The 23,140-nt window shown below is 61.1% G+C and carries 20 protein-coding genes; 11 read left to right on the plus strand and 9 right to left on the minus strand.

The genetic code is table 11. The features are described from left to right. The first annotated feature begins 119 nt into the window (after positions 1–119). On the plus strand, positions 120–1,919 hold the full coding sequence (locus K3G63_RS01420) for a PDZ domain-containing protein (RefSeq protein ID WP_220612314.1): 1,800 nt from the start codon (positions 120–122) through the stop codon (positions 1,917–1,919). Positions 1,920–2,004: 85 nt separating this feature from the next. Here the strand turns inward: K3G63_RS01420 and K3G63_RS01425 are convergent, their stop codons facing one another. The 4 genes from K3G63_RS01425 to K3G63_RS01440 all read right to left on the minus strand — a co-directional run bounded on the left by K3G63_RS01425 (position 2,005) and on the right by K3G63_RS01440 (position 6,811). Continuing rightward, positions 2,005–2,340: a hypothetical protein gene (locus K3G63_RS01425; protein WP_220612315.1), complete on the minus strand. Its 336-nt coding sequence runs from the start codon at positions 2,338–2,340 to the stop codon at positions 2,005–2,007. A gap of 189 nt (positions 2,341–2,529) precedes the next feature. After that, positions 2,530–3,378 (minus strand): universal stress protein, encoded by an 849-nt coding sequence (locus K3G63_RS01430; RefSeq protein WP_220612316.1) that lies wholly within the window; start codon positions 3,376–3,378, stop codon positions 2,530–2,532. Positions 3,379–3,650: 272 nt separating this feature from the next. Further along, the gene (locus K3G63_RS01435; RefSeq protein WP_220612317.1) at positions 3,651–5,153 is read right to left on the minus strand and encodes a M28 family metallopeptidase; all 1,503 of its coding nucleotides are present in this window, start codon (positions 5,151–5,153) and stop codon (positions 3,651–3,653) included. Between the two features lie 227 nt (positions 5,154–5,380). Then, on the minus strand, positions 5,381–6,811 hold the full coding sequence (locus tag K3G63_RS01440) for an RtcB family protein (protein WP_220612318.1): 1,431 nt from the start codon (positions 6,809–6,811) through the stop codon (positions 5,381–5,383). 220 nt (positions 6,812–7,031) lie between these two features. Here K3G63_RS01440 and K3G63_RS01445 point away from each other — a divergent pair, with 220 nt between their 5' ends. From K3G63_RS01445 to K3G63_RS01460, 4 genes are all read left to right on the plus strand, one after another. Beyond that, positions 7,032–7,886 (plus strand): ThuA domain-containing protein, encoded by an 855-nt coding sequence (locus tag K3G63_RS01445; protein ID WP_220612319.1) that lies wholly within the window; start codon positions 7,032–7,034, stop codon positions 7,884–7,886. A gap of 174 nt (positions 7,887–8,060) precedes the next feature. Continuing rightward, positions 8,061–9,662, plus strand: coding sequence for a YdiU family protein (locus K3G63_RS01450; RefSeq protein WP_220612320.1), 1,602 nt, complete (start codon positions 8,061–8,063; stop codon positions 9,660–9,662). A gap of 158 nt (positions 9,663–9,820) precedes the next feature. Further along, positions 9,821–10,213 (plus strand): hypothetical protein, encoded by a 393-nt coding sequence (locus tag K3G63_RS01455; protein WP_220612321.1) that lies wholly within the window; start codon positions 9,821–9,823, stop codon positions 10,211–10,213. Positions 10,214–10,283: 70 nt separating this feature from the next. Next, on the plus strand, positions 10,284–11,621 hold the full coding sequence (locus K3G63_RS01460; RefSeq protein WP_220612322.1) for a leucine-rich repeat-containing protein kinase family protein: 1,338 nt from the start codon (positions 10,284–10,286) through the stop codon (positions 11,619–11,621). Between the two features lie 51 nt (positions 11,622–11,672). Here the strand turns inward: K3G63_RS01460 and K3G63_RS01465 are convergent, their stop codons facing one another. Further along, on the minus strand, positions 11,673–12,068 hold the full coding sequence (locus K3G63_RS01465) for an STAS/SEC14 domain-containing protein (protein ID WP_220612323.1): 396 nt from the start codon (positions 12,066–12,068) through the stop codon (positions 11,673–11,675). A gap of 89 nt (positions 12,069–12,157) precedes the next feature. Here K3G63_RS01465 and msrB point away from each other — a divergent pair, with 89 nt between their 5' ends. Next, positions 12,158–12,682, plus strand: coding sequence for a peptide-methionine (R)-S-oxide reductase MsrB (gene msrB / locus K3G63_RS01470; RefSeq protein ID WP_220612324.1), 525 nt, complete (start codon positions 12,158–12,160; stop codon positions 12,680–12,682). Here the strand turns inward: msrB and K3G63_RS01475 are convergent. Then, complete coding sequence (locus K3G63_RS01475; protein ID WP_220612325.1) at positions 12,679–14,214, minus strand: lipase maturation factor family protein; 1,536 nt, start codon at positions 14,212–14,214, stop codon at positions 12,679–12,681. The genes msrB and K3G63_RS01475 overlap by 4 nt on opposite strands. A 383-nt stretch (positions 14,215–14,597) precedes the next feature. On the opposite strand from K3G63_RS01475, the gene uvrA reads away from it, so the two are divergent. After that, on the plus strand, positions 14,598–17,162 hold the full coding sequence (gene uvrA / locus K3G63_RS01480) for an excinuclease ABC subunit UvrA (protein WP_220612326.1): 2,565 nt from the start codon (positions 14,598–14,600) through the stop codon (positions 17,160–17,162). A 147-nt stretch (positions 17,163–17,309) separates the two neighbouring features. After that, the gene (locus K3G63_RS01485) at positions 17,310–17,903 is read left to right on the plus strand and encodes a class I SAM-dependent methyltransferase (RefSeq protein WP_220612327.1); all 594 of its coding nucleotides are present in this window, start codon (positions 17,310–17,312) and stop codon (positions 17,901–17,903) included. An 81-nt stretch (positions 17,904–17,984) separates the two neighbouring features. Here the strand turns inward: K3G63_RS01485 and K3G63_RS01490 are convergent, their stop codons facing one another. After that, positions 17,985–19,523: a SulP family inorganic anion transporter gene (locus K3G63_RS01490; RefSeq protein ID WP_220612328.1), complete on the minus strand. Its 1,539-nt coding sequence runs from the start codon at positions 19,521–19,523 to the stop codon at positions 17,985–17,987. A 947-nt stretch (positions 19,524–20,470) separates the two neighbouring features. Between K3G63_RS01490 and K3G63_RS01495 the strand changes: the two genes are divergently transcribed. From K3G63_RS01495 to K3G63_RS01505, 3 genes are read left to right on the plus strand one after another with little or no spacing between them, the layout of a single operon-like run. Then, positions 20,471–20,740 (plus strand): hypothetical protein, encoded by a 270-nt coding sequence (locus tag K3G63_RS01495; RefSeq protein WP_220612329.1) that lies wholly within the window; start codon positions 20,471–20,473, stop codon positions 20,738–20,740. Between the two features lie 16 nt (positions 20,741–20,756). Then, complete coding sequence (locus K3G63_RS01500; RefSeq protein WP_220612330.1) at positions 20,757–21,098, plus strand: hypothetical protein; 342 nt, start codon at positions 20,757–20,759, stop codon at positions 21,096–21,098. Positions 21,099–21,116: 18 nt separating this feature from the next. Continuing rightward, positions 21,117–21,401, plus strand: a complete 285-nt coding sequence (locus K3G63_RS01505) for a hypothetical protein (protein ID WP_220612331.1) — start codon at positions 21,117–21,119, stop codon at positions 21,399–21,401. Positions 21,402–21,663: 262 nt separating this feature from the next. Here K3G63_RS01505 and K3G63_RS01510 read toward each other — a convergent pair whose 3' ends face one another. Both K3G63_RS01510 and purU read right to left on the minus strand, forming a co-directional pair. After that, positions 21,664–22,146, minus strand: coding sequence for a DinB family protein (locus K3G63_RS01510; protein ID WP_220612332.1), 483 nt, complete (start codon positions 22,144–22,146; stop codon positions 21,664–21,666). A 93-nt stretch (positions 22,147–22,239) separates the two neighbouring features. Continuing rightward, entirely contained in the window at positions 22,240–23,094 is an 855-nt protein-coding gene (purU, locus tag K3G63_RS01515; protein WP_310794547.1) for a formyltetrahydrofolate deformylase, read from the minus strand. Positions 23,095–23,140 lie beyond the last annotated feature (46 nt).

Genomic DNA, 23,140 nt, shown 5'->3' on the forward strand with positions numbered 1-23,140 from the left:
TATGAATCGGGGGGGGTAGTCCGGCGCAAACTGTTAGCTTCGGGGCAACCCGCGCAACCGCCCGCTCGCTTGCGCGTCAGTAGCCCACGTTTCTTTTTCGTTTTCCTTTTCTTCTCCGAATGACCTCGTTTTTCCGTCCGGCCGCCGTGGCCGCGCTGCTGGCCCTGGCCGCGCCGGTGCTGGCCAAAGCCCCCCGCGAGCTTACCTACACCGTCAGCATGGACCCGGCCACCAACAGCAACGCCTTTCAGGTAAAGCTGCAACTGCCCAAGCTCAAGAAAGAGCAGGCTATTTACCAGTTTGCCGCCACCGCGCCCGGCACCTACCAGGTCATGGACATGGGCCGCTTCGTGAGCAACTTCCAGGCTTTCGACGACAAGGGCAAGGCGCTTGAAGCCAAGCAAATCGGCACCAACCAGTGGCAGCTCAGCCAGCCCGAGAAAACCCGCGAAATCCGCTACACCATTGCCGAAACCTGGGACACCCCGGTAAAGGAGCACAACATTTACCGCATGTGCGGCTCCTCCCTGGAAACCGACCACGCCCTGCTCAACGGCCAGACCCTGCTGGGCTACCCCCAGGGCATGCAGGATAAGCCTCTGCGCCTGAAGCTGGAGTACCCCAGCGCCTGGAAAGCCGGCTCGGTGCTACAACTAGACAAAGACGGCTACTACCACCTCCAGGACTACGACCACGCCGTGGATTCGCCCATTCTGCTGGGCCGCCTCACCGAAGCCAGCACCAAGCTCGGCAACGCCGACGTGGCCCTGTACTGCTACTCCGCTACCGACAAGGTGCAGGCCGAGCCTCTGCTGGGCTACATGCAGAAAATGCTCAGCGCCGCCCAGAGCTTCTTCGGGGGGCAGCTGCCCGTGAACCGCTACGCCTTCCTGTACCACTTCGCCGACCGCTCGGCCGGGGCCTGGGAGCATTCCTACAGCTCGGAGTATGTACTGCCGGAGCAGCCGCTCACGCCCGAATCGGCGCAGGGGGTAGTGGACATTGCCGCCCACGAGTTTTTCCACGTCATGACCCCGCTCAACATCCACTCCGAGGTGATTGAGCACTTCAACTTCGTGCAGCCCACTGGCTCGGAGCACCTGTGGCTGTATGAGGGCACCACCGAGTGGGCCTCGCACATGATGCAGCTGCGCGGCGGCCTCGTGCCCCTGGACGACTACCTGAGCATGCTGCACGACAAAGTGCAGTACGACCGTACCCGCACCGATACTACCTACAGCCTCAGCCGCCTGGGCCTCAACTCGTTCAGCGACGAGGGGCAGCGCCAGTACGGCAACATTTACCAGCGCGGGGCCCTCACGGCCGGTTTGCTGGATCTGCGCCTGCTGGAGCTGAGCGGGGGCAAGCGCGGCCTCCGCGACGTGCTGCTGGAACTGGCTAAGCAATACGGCCCCAACAAGCCCATCAGCGAGAAAAATTTCTTCCAGGACTTCACCAAGATGACCTACCCTGAGATTGGGGACTTCTTTAAGCGCTACGTGCAAAGCGCCGAGCCCCTGCCCCTACAGGAGTACTACAGCAAAATCGGGATTCGCTACGAGCCCATTCAGCACACCGGCAAGCAGGTGGCTACCCTGGGCGCGCTAGGCCTGGCTCCGCGCGAAACCAGCGTGTATTTCACCAAAGTAGGCGGCCCGCTGCAAGCTGCCGGCGTACAGGTCGGCGACCAGCTGGTAGCCGTAGATGGTGTGCGCAACGACTTCACGGCCCTGCGCCGGGTAGCCAGCCGCCAGCCTGGCTCCGAGCTACCCCTCACCATCATTCGCAACGGGCAGGAGCAAACGGTACGCGTAAAGCTGGGCAGCACGGAGGAAGTGAAGCGTTACATCTTCACCCAGGACCCCGCCGCTACCCCCGCCCAGCTGGCATTGCGCCAGGCGTGGCTGAAGAACTTGTAAGCCCATCACACTACCCCCTATACACGCTCAAAGCCCCGGCAACGTAGGTCGTCGGGGCTTTGGCGTTTTCAGGAAAGTCGGGGGGTTAGGCCAGGGGGCGAGGACGGGGCGTTTGGCCCGCGTTGCGAGCCTGGCTATGAGCAGGTTGCGAGGGTAGCTGAGCCTGCACAATGGGAGTAGCCTCCGTGATGTTGCCCGCGGCGTCGCAGTAGCACACCATGTACTCTACAGTTCCGCCACTGGCGGGCAGCGTGCGGTCAATGTGGGGGCTGCAGGCATTGTGGGCAATGCACTTCCAGGCCTGGTTTACCTGGCGACGGTACACGTAAGCAAAACGGCCGGGCTGGCGCGTGAAGTCGAGCCGGCAGCCGGCTGGCACCAAGTGCAATTGTAAATCGGTCGTAGCAGTCGGAACAGTCATACGTGTTTTTGAAAGAACAGAAGAAATTTTTGGCTTATTCTGGTGTGAAAGATAGACAATGCTAGCGGGTTTTTAGCTCCCGGATTTCTACGGATTTGCCTCCCGAAAAACCCTGATTTTGCTTGTGATCAGGCACATGCTGCCCCAAGCCCGGCCTGAGGCAGTGTACACGCAGTGGGGTAGTTGCAGTTAGTGCGCATGAAAGGTGAGTACCGGTGGGGCCGCGTGCAGGGCCACATTTTCCGAAATGCTACCCTGAAATAAGTGCCCAAGCCCGGTGCGGCCGTGGGTTAGCATCACCACCAAATCGGCGTGGGCCTGCTCGGCAAAGCGCGGAATGCCGGTGCTGGCGTTGGGTGCATGAAACACATCGGGCTCGTAATGGGTGAGCTGGTGCCGGTCGGCGAAGCGGTGAATGCGCATGAGCGTGGCTTCGGAGCGGGTAGGATCGGGCACTACATCCAGCAAATGCAGCAAAGCCTCGGGAAACACCTCCTGCACCTGGCGCAAGCTGCGTACTGCCAAATCGGCTTCCGCAGAAAAATCAGAGGCAAATACAATGTGGCGGACTTCGAAGTGGGGGGTAGGGTGCTTCACGGTGAGCACCGGGCAGGGCGCCAGCCGCACAATGTGTTCGGTGCGGGAGCCGGTAAAAAAATGCTCCCAGGAGTTGTGGTCTTTGGCCCCCATCACCACCAAATCAATCTGGCGTTCCTGGATGGCGTCGAGCATGGCGTCCTCGAAGCTGGCTGTATGAATCACATCGTGCACTACCATGCCGGGTGCCGTACGGTGGGCTTCAGCCATTAGCTCATGCATGCGGTGCTTTACTACCTGCAGCAGCTTGAGAGTGTACACATCATTAAGGCCGCCGCCCCCAGCCAAGCCGCCGGTAGAGGCGAATCGGGCGCTTTCGGGCAGCTCCACTACGTGCATCAGCGTGATGTTGCCGCCGGTGCGCTGAGCTATTTGCAAGGCCACCTCAAAGGCGTGGTGGGCTGTGGAGGAAAAATCTGTGGGTACCAGTAGATTCTTCATAGCAGAAACAATAAGTGGTCAACAGCCTCGCCCGCACGGTTCCCCATTCGGGTTATTTACTGAATAATATACAGATTTATTTGGGTATATGCAAGAGTGGATAAGCTGCCAGCTGGATTAGTGTTAGGCTTAAAGAACCTAGCTTAGTTTTTGGCCTCTTCTTATAGACAGAAAGAAGTTGATTTGATAATCAGGGAGCTGAACTGAAAGCAAAAGCCCAGACTTCCACAAGGAAGCCTGGGCTGATCTATACAAAAGGAGTAGTGGCCTACCTACCGCTCCAGCTTGAAGTCGGGGTCCACGGTAATGCGCTGCGGGGCAGCCGACACGGCCCAGCCGGTAGCGTACATCCAGCGCGTCATGCGGGTGAGCTTGGCTATATCGATGCGGGAGGCTTCGTCGCGGGGCGTGTGGTAGTCGGGGTGGAGCAGGGTGGTGAAGAAGATGGCCGGGATGCCCGCCCGGGCGTAGGGCAGGTGGTCGGAGCGGAAGTACCAGCCTTCGGGGTGCTTGGCGTCGTCCCAGGAGTTATCAAGGGCAAACTTGGTGTGGTCCTGGTTAGCTTTCAGGGCCATTTCTACCAGGGCTTTGGAGTTGCGGTGGGGCGGGGTAGAGCCCAGCAAAGCCGCTGAATCAGGAGCGTTACGGCCCATCATATCCCCGTTGAGCACGGCCACAATCGAGGACTTGGCTACTGTAGGGTGCTCGGCATACCAGCGCGAGCCCAGCAGGCCACGCTCCTCGGCTCCGTGCCACACAAACAAGGCCGAGCGGGCCCCGGGGCGCTGCTTCCAGGCCCGGCCAATAGCCAGCAGGGCTACGCTCACCGTCGCGTTATCATCGGCCCCATTCCAGATGGAGTCGCCGGCTACGGGCGCCCCAATGCCGTCGTGGTCGTGGTGGCCGCTAAACAACACGTGCTCGGCGCGGCGGGCCGGGTCGGTGCCGGGGGCGCGGGCTACCACGTTCATAGACGGGTACAGATAGTCGTTGGCGGCCAGCTCGGCCTGGAGGCGGGCACCTTTGGCGCGGAGCTGGGTGGCCACGGCTTGGCGCACCAGCAGCACCGGCACCGGGGAGGCGGGTAAAGGCATGGAAGGCAGCAGATAGAGGCCATCCTGGTAGCGGTGCCCCACAAACTCCAGGCTGGGCTCGGCGGTGGCATCGGCCGCCAGCACTATGCCAGCTACGCCGCGGGCGCGCAGGGCCGCGCTTTGCTGCCCAATGCCAGCCAGGGTGTAACGCATGGACCAAAGGCTCATCTTCGGGGCCGGCAGGGGGGTAGGCGGCAGCAAGGGCATGGCCACAATCTTGCCCCGCAGGTCGCGCCGCACGGTATCAGCCAGGGAGTTCAGCCACACCACCGGCCCATCCAGACGAGCATTGAGCGGGGAAGTTACCCAGGCATCTTTCCACAGCGTCAGGGGCTTGCCACTCAGGCTCAGGCGGGTAGCGGCGGCTACCGTCACGCGGCGCAGGGGGTAGAACTGAAAGTAGGTACCATCGTCGCCGGCGGGCTCCAGGCCGGCCTCGCGGGCGCGCTCGGCTACCCACACGGCGGCGCGCAACTCATCGGGAGTGCCGGCGCGGCGGCCCCGGAAGTTGTCGTCGGCCAGGGCAAACAGGTCGCGCTTCACCTCATCTTCCCGAATGGCGCTCAGAAGCGGTTCGCCGGGGGCTTTGGCGTTGGTTGAGGAGGTAGCGGGCGGGCGGGTGCAGCCGGGCAGCACCGATGCCGCCAAGCCCAGGCCCGCCAGAAGAGTAATCAAACGCATGGGCAGAAGGAAATGTAAAAAGAATGGTTGTGGGCAGTTTGTAGCGTCCAGATGAGTCGTCACTAGTGCAGTTGGCTAATGTAGAGCATAGTCCTCACATCATTGGCAGCGGCCTACCCCCGATCAGCTGGGAAATCAATGATTCGGAACAGCAGCGGGGAATCGGAGTGCAGCCTTGGTTAGCTAACTCCGATTCCCCGCTGCCGTTCCGAACGATAATTCCCTTGTTATTCGCCGCCGTATTTGCTTTTGCCGCCGCCTCCGGCATCCATGCGCACAATGCGCGGGCGGAAAGAGCCCAGCACGTCTACCAGGTCCTGTTGATGAGCCATTACCTGGTGAATATCCTTATAGGCTTGAGGCGCTTCATCCAGGCCACCGCCGATGAGCTCGATGCCTTGGTCGCGCAGGAGGCGGCGCAGTTCCCCTTCACTGACTTGCTGCTTGGCCTGGGTGCGCGAGAGGCGCCGCCCGGCCCCGTGGGAAGCCGACTGAATAGAATCCTGCTCCCCGCGGCCCCGCACAATAAAGCCTGGGGCCGTCATGGAGCCCGGAATAACGCCCAGCACGCCTTTGCCGGCCGGGGTAGCGCCTTTGCGGTGCACAATGGCCTCGCGTCCATCCGGCAGGGTTTCTTTCCAGGCAAAGTTGTGGTGATTTTCCACTTTGGCCAGCGGCTTTTCGCCCAGGGCCAGGCTGAGGCGGCGGTGAATGTCGTGGTGGCAGGCCGAGGCGTAGTCGCCCGCCAGGTTCATGGCCCGCCAGTATTCCTGGCCTTCCTGGGTGTTGAGGTCGAGCCAGGCCAGGTAGCGCGCCTCTGGGGGCAGGGGGCACTTCTGCATGGCCACTTTGGTATAGTGCTGGGCAATAGCCGCGCCCAGTCCGCGCGAACCGGAGTGGGAAAGCAGGCCCAGATACTGCCCGATAGGAACGCCCAGCTCATTGTCTTCGGTGGTAATATCCACGATGCCCCACTCCACGAAGTGGTTGCCGGAGCCCGAAGAGCCGAGCTGGTTGATGGCCGCCTCCCGCTTGCCCTTCACCACCGGAATTTCCCGGAACTCGGGCCGGTCGAGAATGGGGTCAGAGGCGGGGTTCTTGAACACTTCCTTGGCCCCGAAACGGGTGTGGTTGTGCAGTAGCTTTTTCAGCTCCTGGGTGCGCTGCTCCAGGTACCGCGGGGGCAACGCAAACACCGACAGAGCCATGCGGCAGCCAATATCCATGCCTACGCCGTAGGGAATCACGGCGTTATCCACGGCCAGCACCCCACCAATGGGCAGGCCATAGCCCTGGTGGGCATCGGGCATGAGGGCCCCATCCAGCGTTACGGGGAGCTTCATGGCGGTGTCCATCTGCTTGCGGGCGCCATCTTCAATGAAGGCTTCGCCGTAGCGGCGGTAGTCCTTGATTTCGGGGTTGAGGCCCACGTCGCGGCTGGGGTCGGGCACAAACTCTTTGGCTAGCTCCCGCCACAGCGAGTCGCGGAGGTAGGCGTAGGGGTCTTCCTTGATTTTCTGAAGCAGAGCCAGGGCGCTGCCTTTGTCGAGGTTTTTGAGTTGGCGGTCTTCCAGAATATCCAGGGCCAGGGTGGTGGCCCGGCCTTCGGGGTAGCCAATTTTGCGCAGGTCGTTGCCGCGCAGCTTTTGCGTTGCCATAGGAGAGAAGGGGTGGGTGGTAAGAGGTTGTAGCGTGATTCCGGGCCGGGGGTTATGGCCGAGCTTACAGAAAGCAGAAGCCTTGCATCTTGGTATGCCCACCGCTCCCTACCCCTACGGCCTGCTCCAACCTGCCTTCACCCGAACACTAATTGGCGTAGCTTACAGGTCTTTGGCTTAGCTTGCGTCAGCTACTCTCTTGCTAAACCCGCCCGAGCCTATGCGTTTTCGCACCCGCCATCTTGCCTTCTTGTTCCTGCTGCTCGTGGGGTTTTGTGGGGGTAGGAGCGGCCGGGCCCAGCAGGCCAAGCCGAAGTTTCGGGTAGTCGCCTTCTTTACCGCCAAAAACGATTTGGCCCACATCAGCTACGTGCAGGAGGCCAACGCGTGGTTTCCGAAAATGGCCGCGGCGCACCAGTTCAGCTACGATACCACTTCAAACTGGAACAACCTGAATGCCGAGTTTCTGGCCCGCTATCAGGTAGTGGTTTTCCTGGATACTCGCCCCGAAGCCCCGGCCCAGCGGGCAGCTTTTCAGCAGTACATGGAGCGGGGCGGCGCCTGGATGGGCTTTCACTTTGCCGGCTTCGCCCTGAGCCCTTCGGCCTACCCCCAGAACTGGAACTGGTACCATGAGCAATTTCTGGGCACGGGCTCCTACGCCGGCAACACCTGGCGGCCTACGGCTGCCGTGCTGCGGGTAGAAAACCGCCGGCACCCGGCCACGCGCCACCTGCCGCCTACCTTTACTTCGGCCCCCAACGAGTGGTACAAGTGGAGCAATGACTTGCGCACCAACCCCAACATCGATATTCTGCTGGCCATTGACTCCACGAGCTTTCCGCTGGGTACCGGGCCCAAGCCCCACGAAATCTGGCACAGCGGCTACTACCCCGTTGCCTGGGCGAATAAGCGCTACCGGATGCTGTATGTGAACATGGGCCACAACGACATGGACTACGAGCACGGCACCAACCAAACGTTGTCGTTTACCTTCGCCAATGCCCTCCAAAGCCAGTTTATACTCGATGGGCTGCTCTGGCTGGGAACTGGCCGAAAGCGGCCGGTTCGCTAACCGGGGAGGGGTAGCAACGGCAGCTCCACCGTAGATGCCGGCCCGCGCCGGGTGCCCTTGCCGGCTACGGCTTAGCTTCGAATTTTACCCAGCCGCCGCGGGAAACTTGTAGCCTGAATTCGCGTTTTGCCAGTAGCGGGTGCCTGCTTAAAAGGACCCGCTCGCTTTTTTCTTATGGCAACTACCCCCCAATCAATAGAACAGGCTTCGTTTCAGAACTCCTTTGTGGATGAGCTGCGCGGCGAAGCCTCCATGGATAAACGGCCCCGCCAAGTGCCGGGCTACCACTACTCCCGCGTAGAACCCACCGCCGTGCAAGCGCCGCGCTTGTTGGCTTGGTCTGAGGAGCTGGCCGACTTTCTGGGCCTGGAGCGCCCCGCTGACCAGGGCCCGGCCGTAGAGGTGCTGGCCGGCAACCGGCTGGCTCCTACCATGAAGCCCTTTGCGGCCCGCTACGGCGGCCACCAATTCGGCAACTGGGCCGGGCAGCTCGGCGACGGGCGCGCCATTTCCCTGGGCGAGCTAACGGCTACCAATGGCACTACCTGGGAAATTCAGCTGAAAGGCGCCGGCCCCACGCCTTACTCGCGCCGCGCCGATGGGCGGGCCGTGCTGCGCTCCTCCCTTCGTGAGTTTCTGTGCTCGGAGGCCATGCATTACCTGGGCGTGCCCACCACCCGGGCTCTCAGCCTGGTTGCCACCGGCGACGAGGTAATCCGCGACATGTTCTACAACGGCAACGCCCGGCCCGAGCCCGGCGCCATTGTGGCCCGCGTGGCGCCTACCTTCGTGCGCTTCGGCAACTTCCAGATTTTCCTGGCTACCGGCGAAATGGACAACCTGCGTGCCCTGGCCGACTACGTGATTCGGCGGCACTACCCCGAGCTGGGCGAGCCCTCGCCGGAGGTGTACGTGCGCTGGTTTGAGGAAATCTGCCGCCGCACGGCCATCATGATTGCGCATTGGCAGTCGGTGGGCTTTGTGCACGGGGTGATGAACACCGACAACATGAGCATTCTGGGCCTGACCATCGACTACGGCCCCTATGGCTGGCTGGAGCCCTACGACCCCGACTGGACGCCCAACACCACCGACTTCGGGGGCCGCCGCTATGCCTTTGGGCAGCAACCGCGGGTAGCCCTCTGGAACCTGATGCAGCTAGGCCAGGCCATTTCGCCCCTCGTCAACGACGTGAAGGAGTTGAATCCGGCCCTCGACGTGTACATCAACACCTTGGGAAACACCCGGCACGAAATGATGCTCCGCAAGTTGGGCCTCACTTCGCTTAACCGGGAAGAAGACGAGGCTCTTATCGAAGCCTTGGAGCAAACCTTGGCTGAGTCGGAAGTAGACATGACGCTCTTCTTCCGCCACCTCTCGCACACGGTGCCGGAAGTGCTGAAGGCGCCCGAAAATGGCGGCGCGGCGTGGCAGGAGTTGCTGGCTGCGGCATCTTACTCCACGGCCCCCGCCGAGGAAGAAGCATTGGTACAGTGGCTGCAGCGTTATTTCCTGCGCCTGCAGCAGGAGCAGGCCAGCCCCGAGGCCATTCAGCAACTGATGCTGCAAGCCAACCCCAAGTATGTGCTGCGTAACTACTTGGCCCAGCAAGCCATTGAAGCCGCCGAGGCCGGCGACCTGTCGGTGCTGAACCGCCTGATGGAAGTGCTCAAAAAGCCGTTCGATGAGCAGCCCGAGCACGACGAGCTGGCCGCCAAGCGCCCCGACTGGGCCCGCGAAAAGCCTGGCTGCGCTACCCTCTCCTGCAGCTCCTAAGCTTCCCGGAAGCTTAGGGGGTAGGGTGAAACCGTCACTTTTTTCAATTTCACCTAACCTTCCAAAGCTGGACAGCGTACAAGCCATTTCGATAACCAAGCCTGCAGCTATGCTAGTAGTTGCAGGCTTGGTGTGTTTTATGAGAAGTACCCCGTTGCATGGAGTTGGTTGCTACCTTTTCTTACCTAGACATCTATCTGCATACCAGCGCATGTCCGGTGCTGGAAATGCACTGGAAAGGCTTTGTAAGTAGTATTAATTTTCGGCAGGCCATTAAAACCGGACTGCAGCTGGCGCGCCAGCACCAGATAAAAGGCTGGCTGGCCGATGACCGGCAGCTAGGTGCCGTGCGCCCCACCGACCTGGACTGGAGCTTTTCCTACTTGCACGAGGCCCTGGCCGAGTTAGGGGTAGATCGGTTTGCCCTGCTGGAGTCAGCGGAAACGCTCAACCGCTTTATTATCGGGCATAAATACGACGAAACTGCCCTGCCCTTTGAGTTTCGGCGCTTTGCCAGCGCCGAAGAAGCGCGGGCCTGGCTATGCGACTAAGCTCAGGCTACTACAATGGGTAGGGGAACCGGAGCGTGACAGTCCGGACTTGCTTGCCGACCTTTGCCTCATGCACACGCTTGCTCAACTACGGGCCGGGGAACTGGCCGGCGCCACCCGCCTCGACTTATCGGAGGGGCTGACGGAGTTTCCGCGGGAAATTTTCGACCTGGCCGATACCTTGGAAATCCTCAATCTTACGGGCAATGCCCTTTCGGCCTTGCCGCCAGATCTGAGCCGGCTGCGGAAGCTGCGCATCCTGTTCTGCTCAGACAACCAGTTTACCACCGTGCCCGAGGTGCTGGGCAGTTGTGCGGAGCTGAGCATGATTGGCTTCAAGGCCAACCAAATCCGGACGTTTCCGGCCGCGGCCCTGCCGCCCAAGCTGCGCTGGCTGATTCTGACGGATAACCAGCTAAGCGAAGTGCCAGCGGAAATCGGTAACTGCCCGCACCTGCAAAAGCTGATGCTGGCGGGCAACCAACTCCATCACTTGCCCGAAACCCTGGCCGCGTGTACCAACCTGGAGCTGCTGCGCATTGCGGCTAACCGCTTTACCAGCCTCCCGGAGTGGCTGCTGGCCATGCCCCGCCTGACCTGGCTGGCCTACGCCGGCAACCCCTTCAGCGAAGCAGCGGAAGCGGCGGCCCTGGCCCGAAACCCCATAGCAAGCATCAACTGGAGCCAACTGGCGGTGGAGCAGAAGCTCGGCGAAGGCGCTTCGGGTGTGATTTACCAAGCCCGCTGGCAGCCCGCGGCCGAGGCTCAGACTGCCGAACCAGTAGCCGTAAAAGTATTCAAAGGGGCCCTGACCAGCGACGGGCTGCCTCATAGCGAGATGGTAGCCTGCATCAGCGCCGGAGCACACCCAAACCTTATTCAGGTGAAGGGCAAAGTAGCCGGGCACCCCACGCAGGCCGAAGGGCTGGTGCTGGAACTCATTGACCCCGCTTTTGGCAACCTGGCCGGCCCTCCCAGCTTTGCTACCTGCACCCGCGACGTGTACGCCCCCACTACGCATTTCAGCCCGGAAGCGGCCCTGCGCATCGCCCAAGGCATTGCCGGTGCGGCCGCTCACCTGCACCAGCAAGGCATTCTGCACGGCGACTTGTACGCCCACAACATCCTCACCACCCCCGCCGGCGACTCCCTGCTCGGCGACTTCGGGGCGGCCTGCTTTTTCAACCCTGAGGAGCCGGACCTGGCCCAGGCGTTGCAACGCCTGGAGGTGCGGGCTTTTGGCTGTTTGCTGGAAGAACTGCTAGAGTTTTGTCCGCTACTCGTCGGCTCAGCGGCTGGGCAGGCGCTACAGGCTTTGCAGCAGCGCTGCACCCAACCCCAGCCAAGTGCCCGGCCCCTGTTTGCTGAAATTCAGGCCGCGCTGTCCGGTGTGGAGGTAGGGGTTTAGGGCGAGTAGTGGGGTAGCAGGTGGCTTCTAAAGGCGTCTTACTTTATATTATCAATAGGCTTGCCGGACCAGCCAGGCGTAGGCGGAGGCCAAATCATCGAAGAGCAGAACCATGGGCCGGGTCACGAACTGCATGGCCGTGTCCATGGACTTGCGCGCCGACCAGTGGGGCGGGCACACCCAGGCCACGTAGCGCATGCCTCCTTCGGCCAGGGCTGTGTAGTAATAGTCGCCTACCCAGCGGGCACCTTTGTCCCAGCTGCTGGTTACCTGACTGTTGTCGTTGAGCATTTTGACGCATGGGTACCGCTGCAAATACTGTAGCACTAACTCGCCACCCGTGCGGGCCGAAACCGCATCATGGGTGCCCTTCCATTCTACGTACAGCCACTCATGGTCAGGGTCGTAGGAAATAGAGAGGGAAGGAGAGTGGTAGAGTAGCTTCATGCAGCGAGCAGAACGGTGGCAAGTAATGGCAGCTGAGCTTAGCTTCTGAAGATAAGGTTTTTACCCTGGCATTTCAATGCAAAAGTAGAATGCTTCGCTGGATAGACGTACTCAAATTTGCCAAATACAGCAACCCCGAGCCCCCGCGCCGGGTGGAGTTGCCGGAAGCTGCCTGGGAGGCTCGCCTAAGCCCGGGGCAGTTTCGGGTAATGCGCCAGAAAGCCACTGAGCCGCCCTACCGCAACGCCTATTGCCGCTCCTACGAGCCGGGCACCTACGCCTGCGCCGGCTGCGGCACAGTGCTTTTCGACTCCGCCACCAAGTACCACGCCATGTCGGGATGGCCTAGCTTCACGCAGCCCATGGCCAAAAACGTCATCAAATATGCCTTCGACGACAGCCACCACATGCAGCGCATGGAGGCCCTCTGCAACATCTGCGACGCCCACTTGGGCCACGTCTTCCCCGACGGGCCCGAACCCAGCGGCCTGCGCTATTGCATAAACTCCGAAAGCCTGGTACAACTACCCCCTTCGGAAGCGCCAGGCCCTGCTACCCCGTACCTCCGCCATGGGCTGCCTGCTGGTTGTACGTCGTGGCCTGGCCCAGATTAGCGCACCCAGCCGGCTTGTTGCATGAGCTGAATCAGGCGCGGGTCGTCGGCGGAGAGGGGAGGAAGCCAGAGGTCTACCCGCTCGCGGTGCCACCACAGGCCCTGGGGGTTGCCGGGTTCGGCAAACCAGTACCGGTAGCGAACCGCCCGAATAAAGCGCGGCGGCTGGTTGGGGAAGGGCGAGTGGGCAAATAGACCGACGGCGCCCGGGTCGTTATGCAGTAGCTTCCAAACTAAGTGCAGCGTCCAGGGGTACTGCTCCGGGCTCGACATGGACGCAAACCACATCTGCCAGTCGAGCCGCAGCTGGTAGGGCGCAATTTGCGACGGCCGTTGGTCGAGGGCTACCGGCAGACCTTTGTAGAGGTAGGGTTGCCAGTTGGCTTGGTCGCTGGGGTTTTCGTCTGTGGTGCCTTCAAAAACCACATTCAGCCGCTGCTGGCCCACCGTTCCGAAGGCGCCGTAGGTATTCACCAAATCCAGCGGGTCGAAGGAGGTATTCATGATTTGGCCCGGCGAGACTATGTTCAGGGCGGGCTGAATGCTAAGCAGGGCCAGAATTGCCGTGACTACCCAGGCCGTCGTGCGCATGGGCTTGGATTCCTCGGCTTGCTCAGCCGCTACGGCTGCCCGCCGAACCAGCGCCTGGGGTAGCACGCGGGCCCAAAAGCTGTCATCGAAGCAAGCCAGCGCCGGCACAATGGTCAGCCAGTTGAGAAACGACAGGTTGCCGCTAAGAATGATGTTGAGCTGAAACAGGATAATGACCGCGCCCGCCAGGTGGCGGGCCAGCCGGGGCCCAAACACGAAGAAAGGCGCTACCAGCTCGGCCAGCCAGTTAAACCACACGCCCACCTGCAAAAGTGTACGCGGCATAAAATGAAACCACCGGCTCAGCGGGCCCGGAATGGGTTGGGTTTCGAAGTGGTAGTAGAGGGCCGTGCTGTTGCGCCATACCTCGTCGCCGCGCACTTTAATCAGCCCCGCCCCCAGCATAATGCGGAACGCCAGCCACCGGAATAAAACCAGGATAGGATAAGGCGGCGCTACCCGCGGGAAAGGCCGCATATCCAGCAACGGGCACAGGAAAATAGCTAGGAACCCGGTTTCGGTGAGCTGAATTTCCCAGCCGTAGCCGTACCACTCCTGCCCCACGTGCACAAACGACATATACAGCAGCCAGAGCACCACCAGCACCAGCCCGTTGGCAAAGCCCGCCACCACTACCAGGGAAAGCACCAGCCCCACCCAGGCCGCCGTCAGCAGCGCAGCATCCGAATGCCCTAGCCAAAACAACGAGGGTAGGCGCAGGAAACCGGCCCCATCGGAGCCCAGCGCCTGACTGATTTGCTCCAGATACTGCCCCACCGGCAACAGCCCGGTAGAGCCTATCAGCGGAATAACCTGATTGATAGCCACCAGAAAGGCTACCGCGTACAGGGCACCGAGCAGGCGCAGCAGCACGAAACGGGTTAGCCAATACGTGGAGGGTGCCTCGGGCGCAGAAGCAAGGGTAGGGGAGTCGTTATCCATATCAGTTTTCAGTTCAGGAACCCACCGCGGCTTTTCAGGTGGCAGCGGTACTTGCTGATGGAGAGGTAACGAAACGGGGTCCAACACTCTGGCTACCCTGCCTCCTGGGCAAAAGCTGCTACCTCTTCTGCCCCTAAATACTCCGGAAAGACAGGTTGGTTAGGTTGAGTTTGGCGCCAGCAGCTCCAGTCATGTTGGTTTAAAAACGGGCCGTAGTACGTCGCGCGCCGCTGCTGCTGAGGCTCCAGGGTTTTTCGGCTGCCAGCCCGGTTACAACCCTGAGAGGTAGAAAAAGGTAGTAAGTAGCAATGGCGGCCTTAGCTGCTGAGCTTCCCGCGGTGGGTAGCCAGTGGCCGCGGGCTGCCCTGCCTACCCCTTCCGCTATGGCGAACCCTTCGCAGTCTACTACCCCTGATTTCTCTGGCTACGTGCAGGTGCGCGGCGCCCGGGAGCACAACCTCAAAAATGTTGACGTAGAAATTCCGCGCGATGCGCTGGTGATATTCACCGGCGTTTCGGGTTCGGGTAAATCAAGTCTGGCCTTCGGGACGCTCTACGCCGAAGCCCAGCGCCGTTACCTGGAATCGGTGTCGCCGTACGCGCGGCGCTTGTTTCACCAGATGGCCGTGCCCGAGGTAGATGCTATTGAAGGGTTGCCCCCGGCCGTGGCGTTGCAACAGCAGCGCGGCACGCCTACTACCCGCTCGTCGGTGGGCAGCGTCACTACGCTTTCCAACCTGCTGCGCATGCTTTATTCCCGGGCTGGCGACTACCCCGCCGGGCAAGGCATTGTGTACGCCGAGGGCTTTTCGCCTAACACCCCCGAAGGCGCCTGCCCCACCTGCCACGGCCTGGGCCGCACGTATGAGGTAACGGAGCAAAGCATGGTGCCCGACCCTTCCCTGACCATCCGGGAGCGGGCCATTGCGGCCTGGCCCCAGGCCTGGGGCGGCCAAAACCAGCGCGACATTCTGGTAACGCTGGGCTACAACGTGGACATTCCTTGGCGCGAGCTGCCCCAGGAGCAACGCAACTGGATTCTGTTCACCGAAGAGCAGCCGGTAGTGCCCGTGTACCCGGGCTATTCGCCCGAAGAAACGCAGCGCGCCCTGCGGCGTAAGGAGCCACCGAACTACATGGGCACCTTCACCGGCGTAAAGCGCCACGTGCTGCACACCTTCGCCACCACCAACAGCCCCCTCATGAAAAAGCGGGCCCTGCAGTACATGCTTAGCACGGAGTGCCCCACCTGCCACGGCAAGCGCCTGCGGCCCGAGTCGTTGGCCGTTACGTTTGCCGGGCTGGACATTGCCGATATGTCTGGGCTGCCGCTGAAGCGGGTGGCCCAGCTGCTGCAACCCTATGCTGAGGGCACGGCTGCCGGCCGCAAAAAGCAGGATGCCGCCCATCCCGAGCAGGCCATAGTGGCCCAGCGCATTGCCGCCGACCTATGCGCCCGCCTGACGGTGCTACTCGACCTTGGCCTGGGCTACCTGGCTCTGGAGCGCAGCACGCCCACCTTGTCGCCGGGGGAGCTGCAACGGCTGCGGCTGGCTACCCAACTGTACTCCAACTTATTTGGGGTAGTATATGTGCTCGACGAGCCCTCCGCCGGCCTGCACCCTTCCGATACCGAAGCTCTGCTGAAAGCCCTGCACAGCCTTAAGCAGGCCGGTAACTCGCTGTTTGTGGTAGAACATAACCTCGATGTAATTCGGCAGGCCGATTGGCTGGTAGATGTGGGCCCAGCCGCCGGTGAGCAGGGCGGGCAGGTCCTCTACAGCGGCGTTCCGGCCGGGCTGGCTGAGGTACGTTCTTCCCAAACCCGGCGCTACCTCTTCGCAGCCGAGCACCCGGCCCAACATGAGCCGCGCACGCCCACTGGCTGGCTGCGTCTGCAGGGCGTCACGCGCAACAACCTCGAAAACCTGGCGGTAGAGTTTCCGCTGGGAGTATTTACCACGGTTACGGGCGTTTCGGGTTCGGGCAAATCCTCGTTGGTCAGCCAAGTGCTGGTGGAGCTGGTGGCCGAGTGCTTGGGGCAGGCTGTGGAAGCCGAAGAGGAAGAAGCCGACCCGCTGGAACGGGTGGCACCCCCGCAAACCGGCGGGCAGATTGTGAGCGGCATGGAGCACATCAAGCGCCTGGTGCGCGTCGATCAGAAGCCCATCGGCCGTACCCCGCGCTCCAATATGGCTACCTACACGGGCCTCTTCGACCACGTGCGCAAGCTCTTTGCCGCTACCCCCGCTGCCCGCAAGCGCCGCTACGATGCCGGCCGCTTCTCCTTCAATGTGGCCAAGGGCCGCTGCGAAAATTGCCAGGGCGAAGGCTTCGTGATGGTGGAGCTGCTGTTTCTGCCCAGCGTGTACGCGCCCTGCCCGGTGTGCCACGGGGCCCGCTACAATGCCAAAACCCTGGAAATAACCTACCGCGACAAGAACATTGCCGAGGTGCTGGCCCTGACCGTGGACGACGCCTGGGAGTTTTTCGACGAAGAGCCCACCGTGCAGCGTGCCCTCACGGTGCTGCGTGAGGTAGGGCTGGGCTATCTGCGGCTGGGGCAGCCGGCCACTGAGCTGTCGGGCGGTGAGGCCCAGCGCATCAAGCTGGCCACGGAGCTCCAGCGGGCCCAGCGCGGCAACTCCCTCTACATCCTCGACGAGCCCACCACCGGCCTGCACCCCTCCGACGTGGAAAAGCTACTCACCCAGCTCGATGGCCTGGTAGAAGCCGGCAACACCGTGATTGTAGTAGAGCACGACATGCGCGTGGTAGCCGCCTCCGACTGGGTGCTGGACATCGGCCCCGGTGCCGGCGACGAAGGTGGCCAAGTGGTAGCTGCTGGCCCCCCCGCCGAGGTAGCCCGTTCCAAGCAAAGCCGTACAGCGCCCTACCTTGCGCGGTTTCGGCAGGGTAGTGGGGGTAGCAAGCCCGTAGCAGAATGAGGAGTTAGATTTCTGTAAGGACAGCCGGAAACCTGCTTGTTGTTCTAGTGCTGCTCTCGGAGGAAACCTGTACCAGATGTGGCCAGCGGCCGTACAGCGTGTTACGCGCTTGCTACCGGCCTATCTTAACCAAACCCTTCCAGCGTCATGCTTTCGCCCTTTGTTGAAGAGTTTTTCCGTAACCCCGCCACGGTTGGCTCCCTGATACCCAGCTCCCCGGCTCTTACCGATAAGGTGATGGAGCCCATTGACTTTGCTACCGCTACCTGCATTGTGGAGTATGGCCCCGGGACGGGCGTTTTCACCGATGTGCTCATGCGCCGTCGCCGGCCCGAAACGGTGCTGGTATTAGTGGAAACCAACCGGCGTTTTGCCCAGCTACTCCACGAGCGGTACGCCGCCCATACCAACGTCCACGTCATTCACGGCTCAGCCGACAAAATCGAGCAGTACCTGCGGGAGCTAGGCATCACCCGCGCCGACTACGTGGTGTGCGGCCTGCCGTTTTCATCGTTACCGCGGCGGCTGGGGTGGCGCATTCTGGAGCATACCCAGCAGATACTTCAGCCCGATGGCAAGCTCATTCTGTTTCAGTATTCCTTGCAGAATAAACGGCTGTTCGAGAAGTTCTTCCGGCCTCTGCATGAGGAGCATGTCCTGCTAAACCTGCCCCCGGCCTACGTGCTGACCTACGTGCCCAGCAGCGGGCCCCAGGTTACTGAACCAACTGCTGGAGCTTAAACAAACAAGCGTAAAAGCGGGGCTGGCACAATCCGTAAGGGTAGGTGCCAGCCCCGCTTTTATACTCCTGAGAAAGGTTGCCTATTCGGCGTTGCTGGCCACGCGGTACTCGGGGTCTTCCACGATATTGACTTCGATGAGGGCCCCGGCGTTGTGCAGGAGTTGGCGGCAATCGGGGCTGAGGTGGCGCAGGTGCAGGGTTTTGCCCAGGCGGCTGTAGCGTTCCGTGAGCTTGTTTAGGGCCTCAATGCCCGACATATCGGCCACGCGGCTGTCGCGGAAGTCAATAATGACCTGGGCCGGGTCCTGCTGCACATCGAACTTCTCGTTGAATGCCTGCACGGAGCCGAAGAAAAGCGGCCCGTAGATTTCGTAGTGCTTCGTGCCGGCCTCATCCACAAACTTGCGGGCCCGGATGCGCTTGGCATTTTCCCAGGCAAAGGCCAGCGCCGAAACCACTACCCCCAGCAGCACGGCCAAGGCCAGGTTCTGGGAAATGGCCGTTACCAGCGTCACAAGCAGCATTACCAGCACATCGGTCAGGGGCATACGGCGCAGAATCCGGAGGCTGGCCCACTCGAAAGTACCAATCACCACCATAAACATCACGCCCACCAGCGCCGCCAGCGGCAAGCGCTCAATCAGGGAGGAGCCTACCACCACAAACAAAGCTAGCGCCACGGCCGCCACTACCCCCGAAAGGCGCCCGCGCCCCCTGGATTCGAGGTTTACCATCGTCTGCCCAATCATAGCGCAGCCGCCCATACCCCCGAACAGGCCCGAGGTAACGTTAGCCAGGCCCTGGGCTACGCAATCCTGGTTGCTGCGGCCCCGGGTGTCGGTTATTTCATCTACTACAGTCAGGGTCAGCAGGCTTTCCGTGAGGCCCACCAGCGCCATAATCACGGCGTAGGGAAATATGATAACGAGTGTGTTCCACTCCAGCGGCACCTGCGGCACGTGGAACTGCGGCAGTCCGCCCGCAATGGAGGCAATATCACCCACCGACTTGGTCTCTAACCCGCCCAAAATCACCAGCGCCGACACTACTATAATAGCCGTGAGCGAGGCCGGTACCGCCTTCGTGAGTTTGGGCAGAAAGTACACAATAGCCATGGTCAGGGCCACTAGCCCTAGCATCAGCCACAGCGGGGTGCCCGTAAGCCAATGTTCCGCGCCCGTGGCATCGTGTACCTTAAACTGTTCCAGCTGGGCCATCAAGATGATGAGGGCCAGCCCGTTGACGAAGCCAAACACCACCGGCTGCGGCACCAGCCGGATAAACTTGCCGAACCGCAACAGCCCCACGGCTACCTGAAGCAGGCCCATCAGGGCCACGGCGGCAAACAGGTACTCTACCCCGTGCTGCACCACCAGGCTCACAATGACCACCGCCACCGAGCCCGCCGCCCCCGATATCATGCCCGGCCGCCCGCCGAATGCGCTGGTGATAAGACAAATAATGAAGGCCGAGCCAATGCCCACCAGCGGGCTGATGTGGGCCAGCAAGGCAAAGGCTACTACCTCCGGTACCAGAGCCAAAGCCGTAGTGAGCCCGGCCAGAATTTCGTTTTTCACGTTGACTTTGTACTCGGCGAGGTAAGCGGAAACAGAAAACATAGCAGAACTGAGAAAGAGCAGTCGGAGGGGAGCCCACTTCTGCCAGAAGCGGGAAAAGCAGGAGGCCAGAAGCAGTTTTTAAGAGCAGGGGAGCGTGAGAGCCCGGAAAGGACAGCCGCACATAGCCGCGGCAAAAGTACGCATACCCCCAGATGCTACCCCCGATGCAGCCGGCTACCCATGCGTATTTCCCCGAAACGGAAGCCAGGTAGGAGAGAAAAGGTACCTGCTTTCGGGGAGCTACACCTGTTTTTTCGCCGTACTGCACTACGTCTGAGAGATGCCCTATCTACTCTTTTTCGGGGCCGGGGCAGGATGCGGCGGCACGTCACCCACCGAGCGGTAGGTTGGCAGCGCTACCGGCCCGCGCCCTGCCGCCAGTAGCAGTACCTCATCGGGCGCCAGACTCCACTGCCACCACTTGTTCGGGCTGCTGCCGTACTCCCGCGCTCTGGACCGGCACTACTGTCGCGGCCGCTTCAGAGAAGTGCTACGAGCAGGTGATGCCGGGCTTCTACGACGACCAGTTTCCTTTTGGCCGCTGAACGCCCTGGCTGACTAACTGCTGCGTTCTGAACAAGTTTCTCTTCGTTTCTCCGGACTCCGGGACTTCCGGCGAGCAGGAAACCTACCCCAGCCCGTGTGGTGGTATTGGTGGCAAGCGGCCCTGCGTTCGGGCACGGAGGGGCCGAGTGCCGGCGCTACCACAGCCGGTTGCCGGTGGATAGGTGCGGTAGCGCGACGGGAAAAAGAGGCCGCTGAGCAAGCCAGCCGTGGCGGTCGAAAAATAAAAGCGGAAAGCCGGGCAATAAAGCTGAACTTAACCACCCCGCTCCTGCTTGACTATAGTACCGGCAGCTATACTGCCGTAAGCTATCCGGCTGGATGGTTTCTACCGGAGTGTAAACCAGGGTAGTAGCTGGGCACTTTCCTTCTTGCTCCCATCCATGTCATTTTCTTATCAGCCATCCGCCGAGCTGCTGCGGACGTTTGGCTTTGTGGCGTTTGCCTCCCCACCGCAGCAGCAGCGCTACAGCCGGCCCAGTGCCTGCGGGCAGGAAACAGTGGTAGTGTACCACGATGCGGAACTGACCCTGCTGGAAGTCGTTAACGGGCAGATGCTCTATAATTTCCAGGGTAAGGTAGCTTCTGAGGCTGAATTTCGAGTGTTACTGCGCCAGGTGAACTGGGCCGCCGAGCTATCTTCTTCCGACTAATTTTTTCTTGATTCTCATGACGGATTCTTACTTGCAAAGCCTGGGCTTTGCCGCCACTGATGAAACGCGCAGTGCTCACAAGCCCCTCTTTGCGCAAGCGTGGCGCTACCAGCACCATATACTGGCGCAGGATGGAGCCTTGCTTTTTATTGAGCACCCCTTGGGCATTGATAGCTGCCGCCTGAGTGCCATTGCCGCCCCCCTCAGCCCCCAGGATGTGTTTGCCAGCGTTTCCCTACAAGACCGCCCAGCTCTGGAAGCTGCCATTACGGCCTTTTATGCTGCGCATGGTGGGGTAGGAGTACCCGCTCCCCTGCGGGTAACCAATACCTTTTTGCCTTTTCGGCGCAAAGAATAAAACCCCTACCCCCTTCAGATGGATAACGACTTGCAAGTAAGTCTGGCTAATAATGCCAAGGAATGGCTGGCGCTGTCCCTATCAATTTCCTCGGCTGAGAAGCTGGCATTCAGTAACATTCACGACGGATTCTTCGCCACGTACGGAGCCGGCTTTATGGCCCACGTTTACCGGTCCACCTTCGAGCAGGCGCTGCAGAGTATGCCCGATGTAGAGCGAAACAAGCTCCTGGCTACGTTTCAGCAGGTAATGGACCAGGCAATCGACCAGCATTACGCCGCTACGCACGCCCATACCAGGTAGTAGAGTGTCAGCGAATAGTGGCGGAAAGCCGCCCCCATAGCTTCTGTCAGCAGGAGGTATGGGGGCGGCTTTCTGCTCAGGGAGCTGGTACCGCGGGTAGCACGAAACCACACAGTAGAAACCCGGTATCGGTAGTGCCCCGCAACGAAGCGCCACTAGCCCTGCGTATTTTGTCGTGTTCCTCCGGAAGCGGGCCATAGGAAATAAGGGTAGCCGGGGTAATGCCTTTCGCCTCTACCGGCCGCCGCTGAAAACCCACCAGCTACTCCCAGTTGTTAAGCAGGCGCCGGACCAGAATAATCTGGCCGGTGTGGTAAGCCGTGTGGTCTCCAATGAGCAGGGCTTCGCGCAGCAGGGTTTGGCCCGAGCCGTGGGGGAGGGGGGCAAGCAAGTCCTGGGCTGGGTCGCGGAGCAACTCCAGAAACCGCTTCTGGTCTTGGCTAATATGGGCTAGCGTTTGCTGCCAGCCTGTTTCATCTCCCTGCGCGTCCGGGGCGGGCCAGTAGCCCTCGGGCCACTGCGGCGACTCGTGCTCGGGGTTAAGACAGAACTCCACAATATCCCACTGCGCAATACGGATGTGTTCAGCCAGCTGCCAGAGAGTATAGGGCAGGTCCGGCACGTGCTCATTGAGTAGGTGGGCCGGCACGTTGGCACAGGCTTCCGCCAGCGTTACGTGGGCATTGCCCTGGGTCAGCAGCTCGCTGAGTTCTTTTACAATTCCTTCGCGGGTGTGAGGTTCCATAGCAGGCCGGGGTAGTAGGGTGAGGCGAGGGCAGCCACGGGGGTGGTGCCTCAGCAGCGTATACGTGCTAGCCGTCCTCGAAGGAACGCCAGGCTAGTCGAAAATAATGGTCTTGTTCTGGTGCACGAACACGCGCTCGGCAAACACCAGGCGCAGGGAGCGGGCCAGCACAATCTTCTCCACGTCGCGGCCGGCCTGGGCCATTTCGGCGGCGCTGTGGGTGTGGTCGATGGGGATGACGCTCTGGGCAATAATGGGACCTTGGTCAAGCTGCTCATTGACGAAGTGCGCCGTGGCCCCAATAATCTTTACCCCCCGCTCGTACGCCTGGGCATACGGGCTGGCGCCCACGAAGGCAGGCAAAAACGAGTGGTGAATATTGATGAGGCGGTGTGCATAGGCGGCCACAAACGCGGGAGAAAGAATGCGCATGTACTTGGCCAGCACCACAAACTCCGGCGCGTACTCATCCAGCAGGGCCCGCACCTCGGCTTCATGGGTTTCGCGCGGTTTGCCCTCGTGGCTGAGGTAATGAAACGGCACCCCAAACTGGCGCGTCAGCTCGCCCAGCACTTCATGGTTGCTGATTACGGCCAGAATACGGGCGTTCAGCTCCCCAAAGGCATGACGCACCAGCAACTCGCTGAGGCAGTGGTGCTCCTTGGTTACGAGCAGCACAATGTTCTTAGGACGGTTGTCGGAGAAACGCACCTCGGCGGCCGGGGGCAAAGCAGCACGCAACTCCTGCAGAAGGGTTTCGGGCTGGAAGCTGCCGGTGAACTCAGTGCGCATAAAAAACTGGCTGCCCGCCCGCTCCACAAATTCGTCGTTGCGCAAAATGTTCAGCCCGTGCTGATAGAGCACCCCCGTAATGCGGTAAATCAGGCCGGGCTCATCGGGGCAGCGGATCAGCAGCAGGTGGGGTGCAGGGGTACAAGAGGTTGACACGGCGCGAAGGGGTAGGTAAACCGCCAAGATAGCACCCCGCCCCGCA

The sequence above is a fragment of the Hymenobacter sp. HSC-4F20 genome, from assembly GCF_019599275.1.
GTDB lineage: Bacteria > Bacteroidota > Bacteroidia > Cytophagales > Hymenobacteraceae > Hymenobacter.

Coding starts and splice junctions, on each gene's coding strand:
- K3G63_RS01445 (WP_220612319.1), top strand. CDS start 7,032: ATGCGTTTTCGCACCCGCCATCTTGCCTTCTTGTTCCTGCTGCTCGTG.
- msrB (WP_220612324.1), top strand. CDS start 12,158: ATGCTTCGCTGGATAGACGTACTCAAATTTGCCAAATACAGCAACCCC.
- K3G63_RS01485 (WP_220612327.1), top strand. CDS start 17,310: ATGCTTTCGCCCTTTGTTGAAGAGTTTTTCCGTAACCCCGCCACGGTT.
- K3G63_RS01430 (WP_220612316.1), bottom strand. CDS start 3,378: ATGAAGAATCTACTGGTACCCACAGATTTTTCCTCCACAGCCCACCAC.
- K3G63_RS01475 (WP_220612325.1), bottom strand. CDS start 14,214: ATGGATAACGACTCCCCTACCCTTGCTTCTGCGCCCGAGGCACCCTCC.
- K3G63_RS01440 (WP_220612318.1), bottom strand. CDS start 6,811: ATGGCAACGCAAAAGCTGCGCGGCAACGACCTGCGCAAAATTGGCTAC.
- K3G63_RS01420 (WP_220612314.1), top strand. CDS start 120: ATGACCTCGTTTTTCCGTCCGGCCGCCGTGGCCGCGCTGCTGGCCCTG.
- K3G63_RS01435 (WP_220612317.1), bottom strand. CDS start 5,153: ATGCGTTTGATTACTCTTCTGGCGGGCCTGGGCTTGGCGGCATCGGTG.
- K3G63_RS01450 (WP_220612320.1), top strand. CDS start 8,061: ATGGCAACTACCCCCCAATCAATAGAACAGGCTTCGTTTCAGAACTCC.
- K3G63_RS01505 (WP_220612331.1), top strand. CDS start 21,117: ATGGATAACGACTTGCAAGTAAGTCTGGCTAATAATGCCAAGGAATGG.
- K3G63_RS01510 (WP_220612332.1), bottom strand. CDS start 22,146: ATGGAACCTCACACCCGCGAAGGAATTGTAAAAGAACTCAGCGAGCTG.
- K3G63_RS01425 (WP_220612315.1), bottom strand. CDS start 2,340: ATGACTGTTCCGACTGCTACGACCGATTTACAATTGCACTTGGTGCCA.
- K3G63_RS01460 (WP_220612322.1), top strand. CDS start 10,284: ATGCACACGCTTGCTCAACTACGGGCCGGGGAACTGGCCGGCGCCACC.
- K3G63_RS01500 (WP_220612330.1), top strand. CDS start 20,757: ATGACGGATTCTTACTTGCAAAGCCTGGGCTTTGCCGCCACTGATGAA.
- K3G63_RS01495 (WP_220612329.1), top strand. CDS start 20,471: ATGTCATTTTCTTATCAGCCATCCGCCGAGCTGCTGCGGACGTTTGGC.
- K3G63_RS01465 (WP_220612323.1), bottom strand. CDS start 12,068: ATGAAGCTACTCTACCACTCTCCTTCCCTCTCTATTTCCTACGACCCT.
- K3G63_RS01490 (WP_220612328.1), bottom strand. CDS start 19,523: ATGTTTTCTGTTTCCGCTTACCTCGCCGAGTACAAAGTCAACGTGAAA.
- K3G63_RS01455 (WP_220612321.1), top strand. CDS start 9,821: ATGGAGTTGGTTGCTACCTTTTCTTACCTAGACATCTATCTGCATACC.
- uvrA (WP_220612326.1), top strand. CDS start 14,598: ATGGCGAACCCTTCGCAGTCTACTACCCCTGATTTCTCTGGCTACGTG.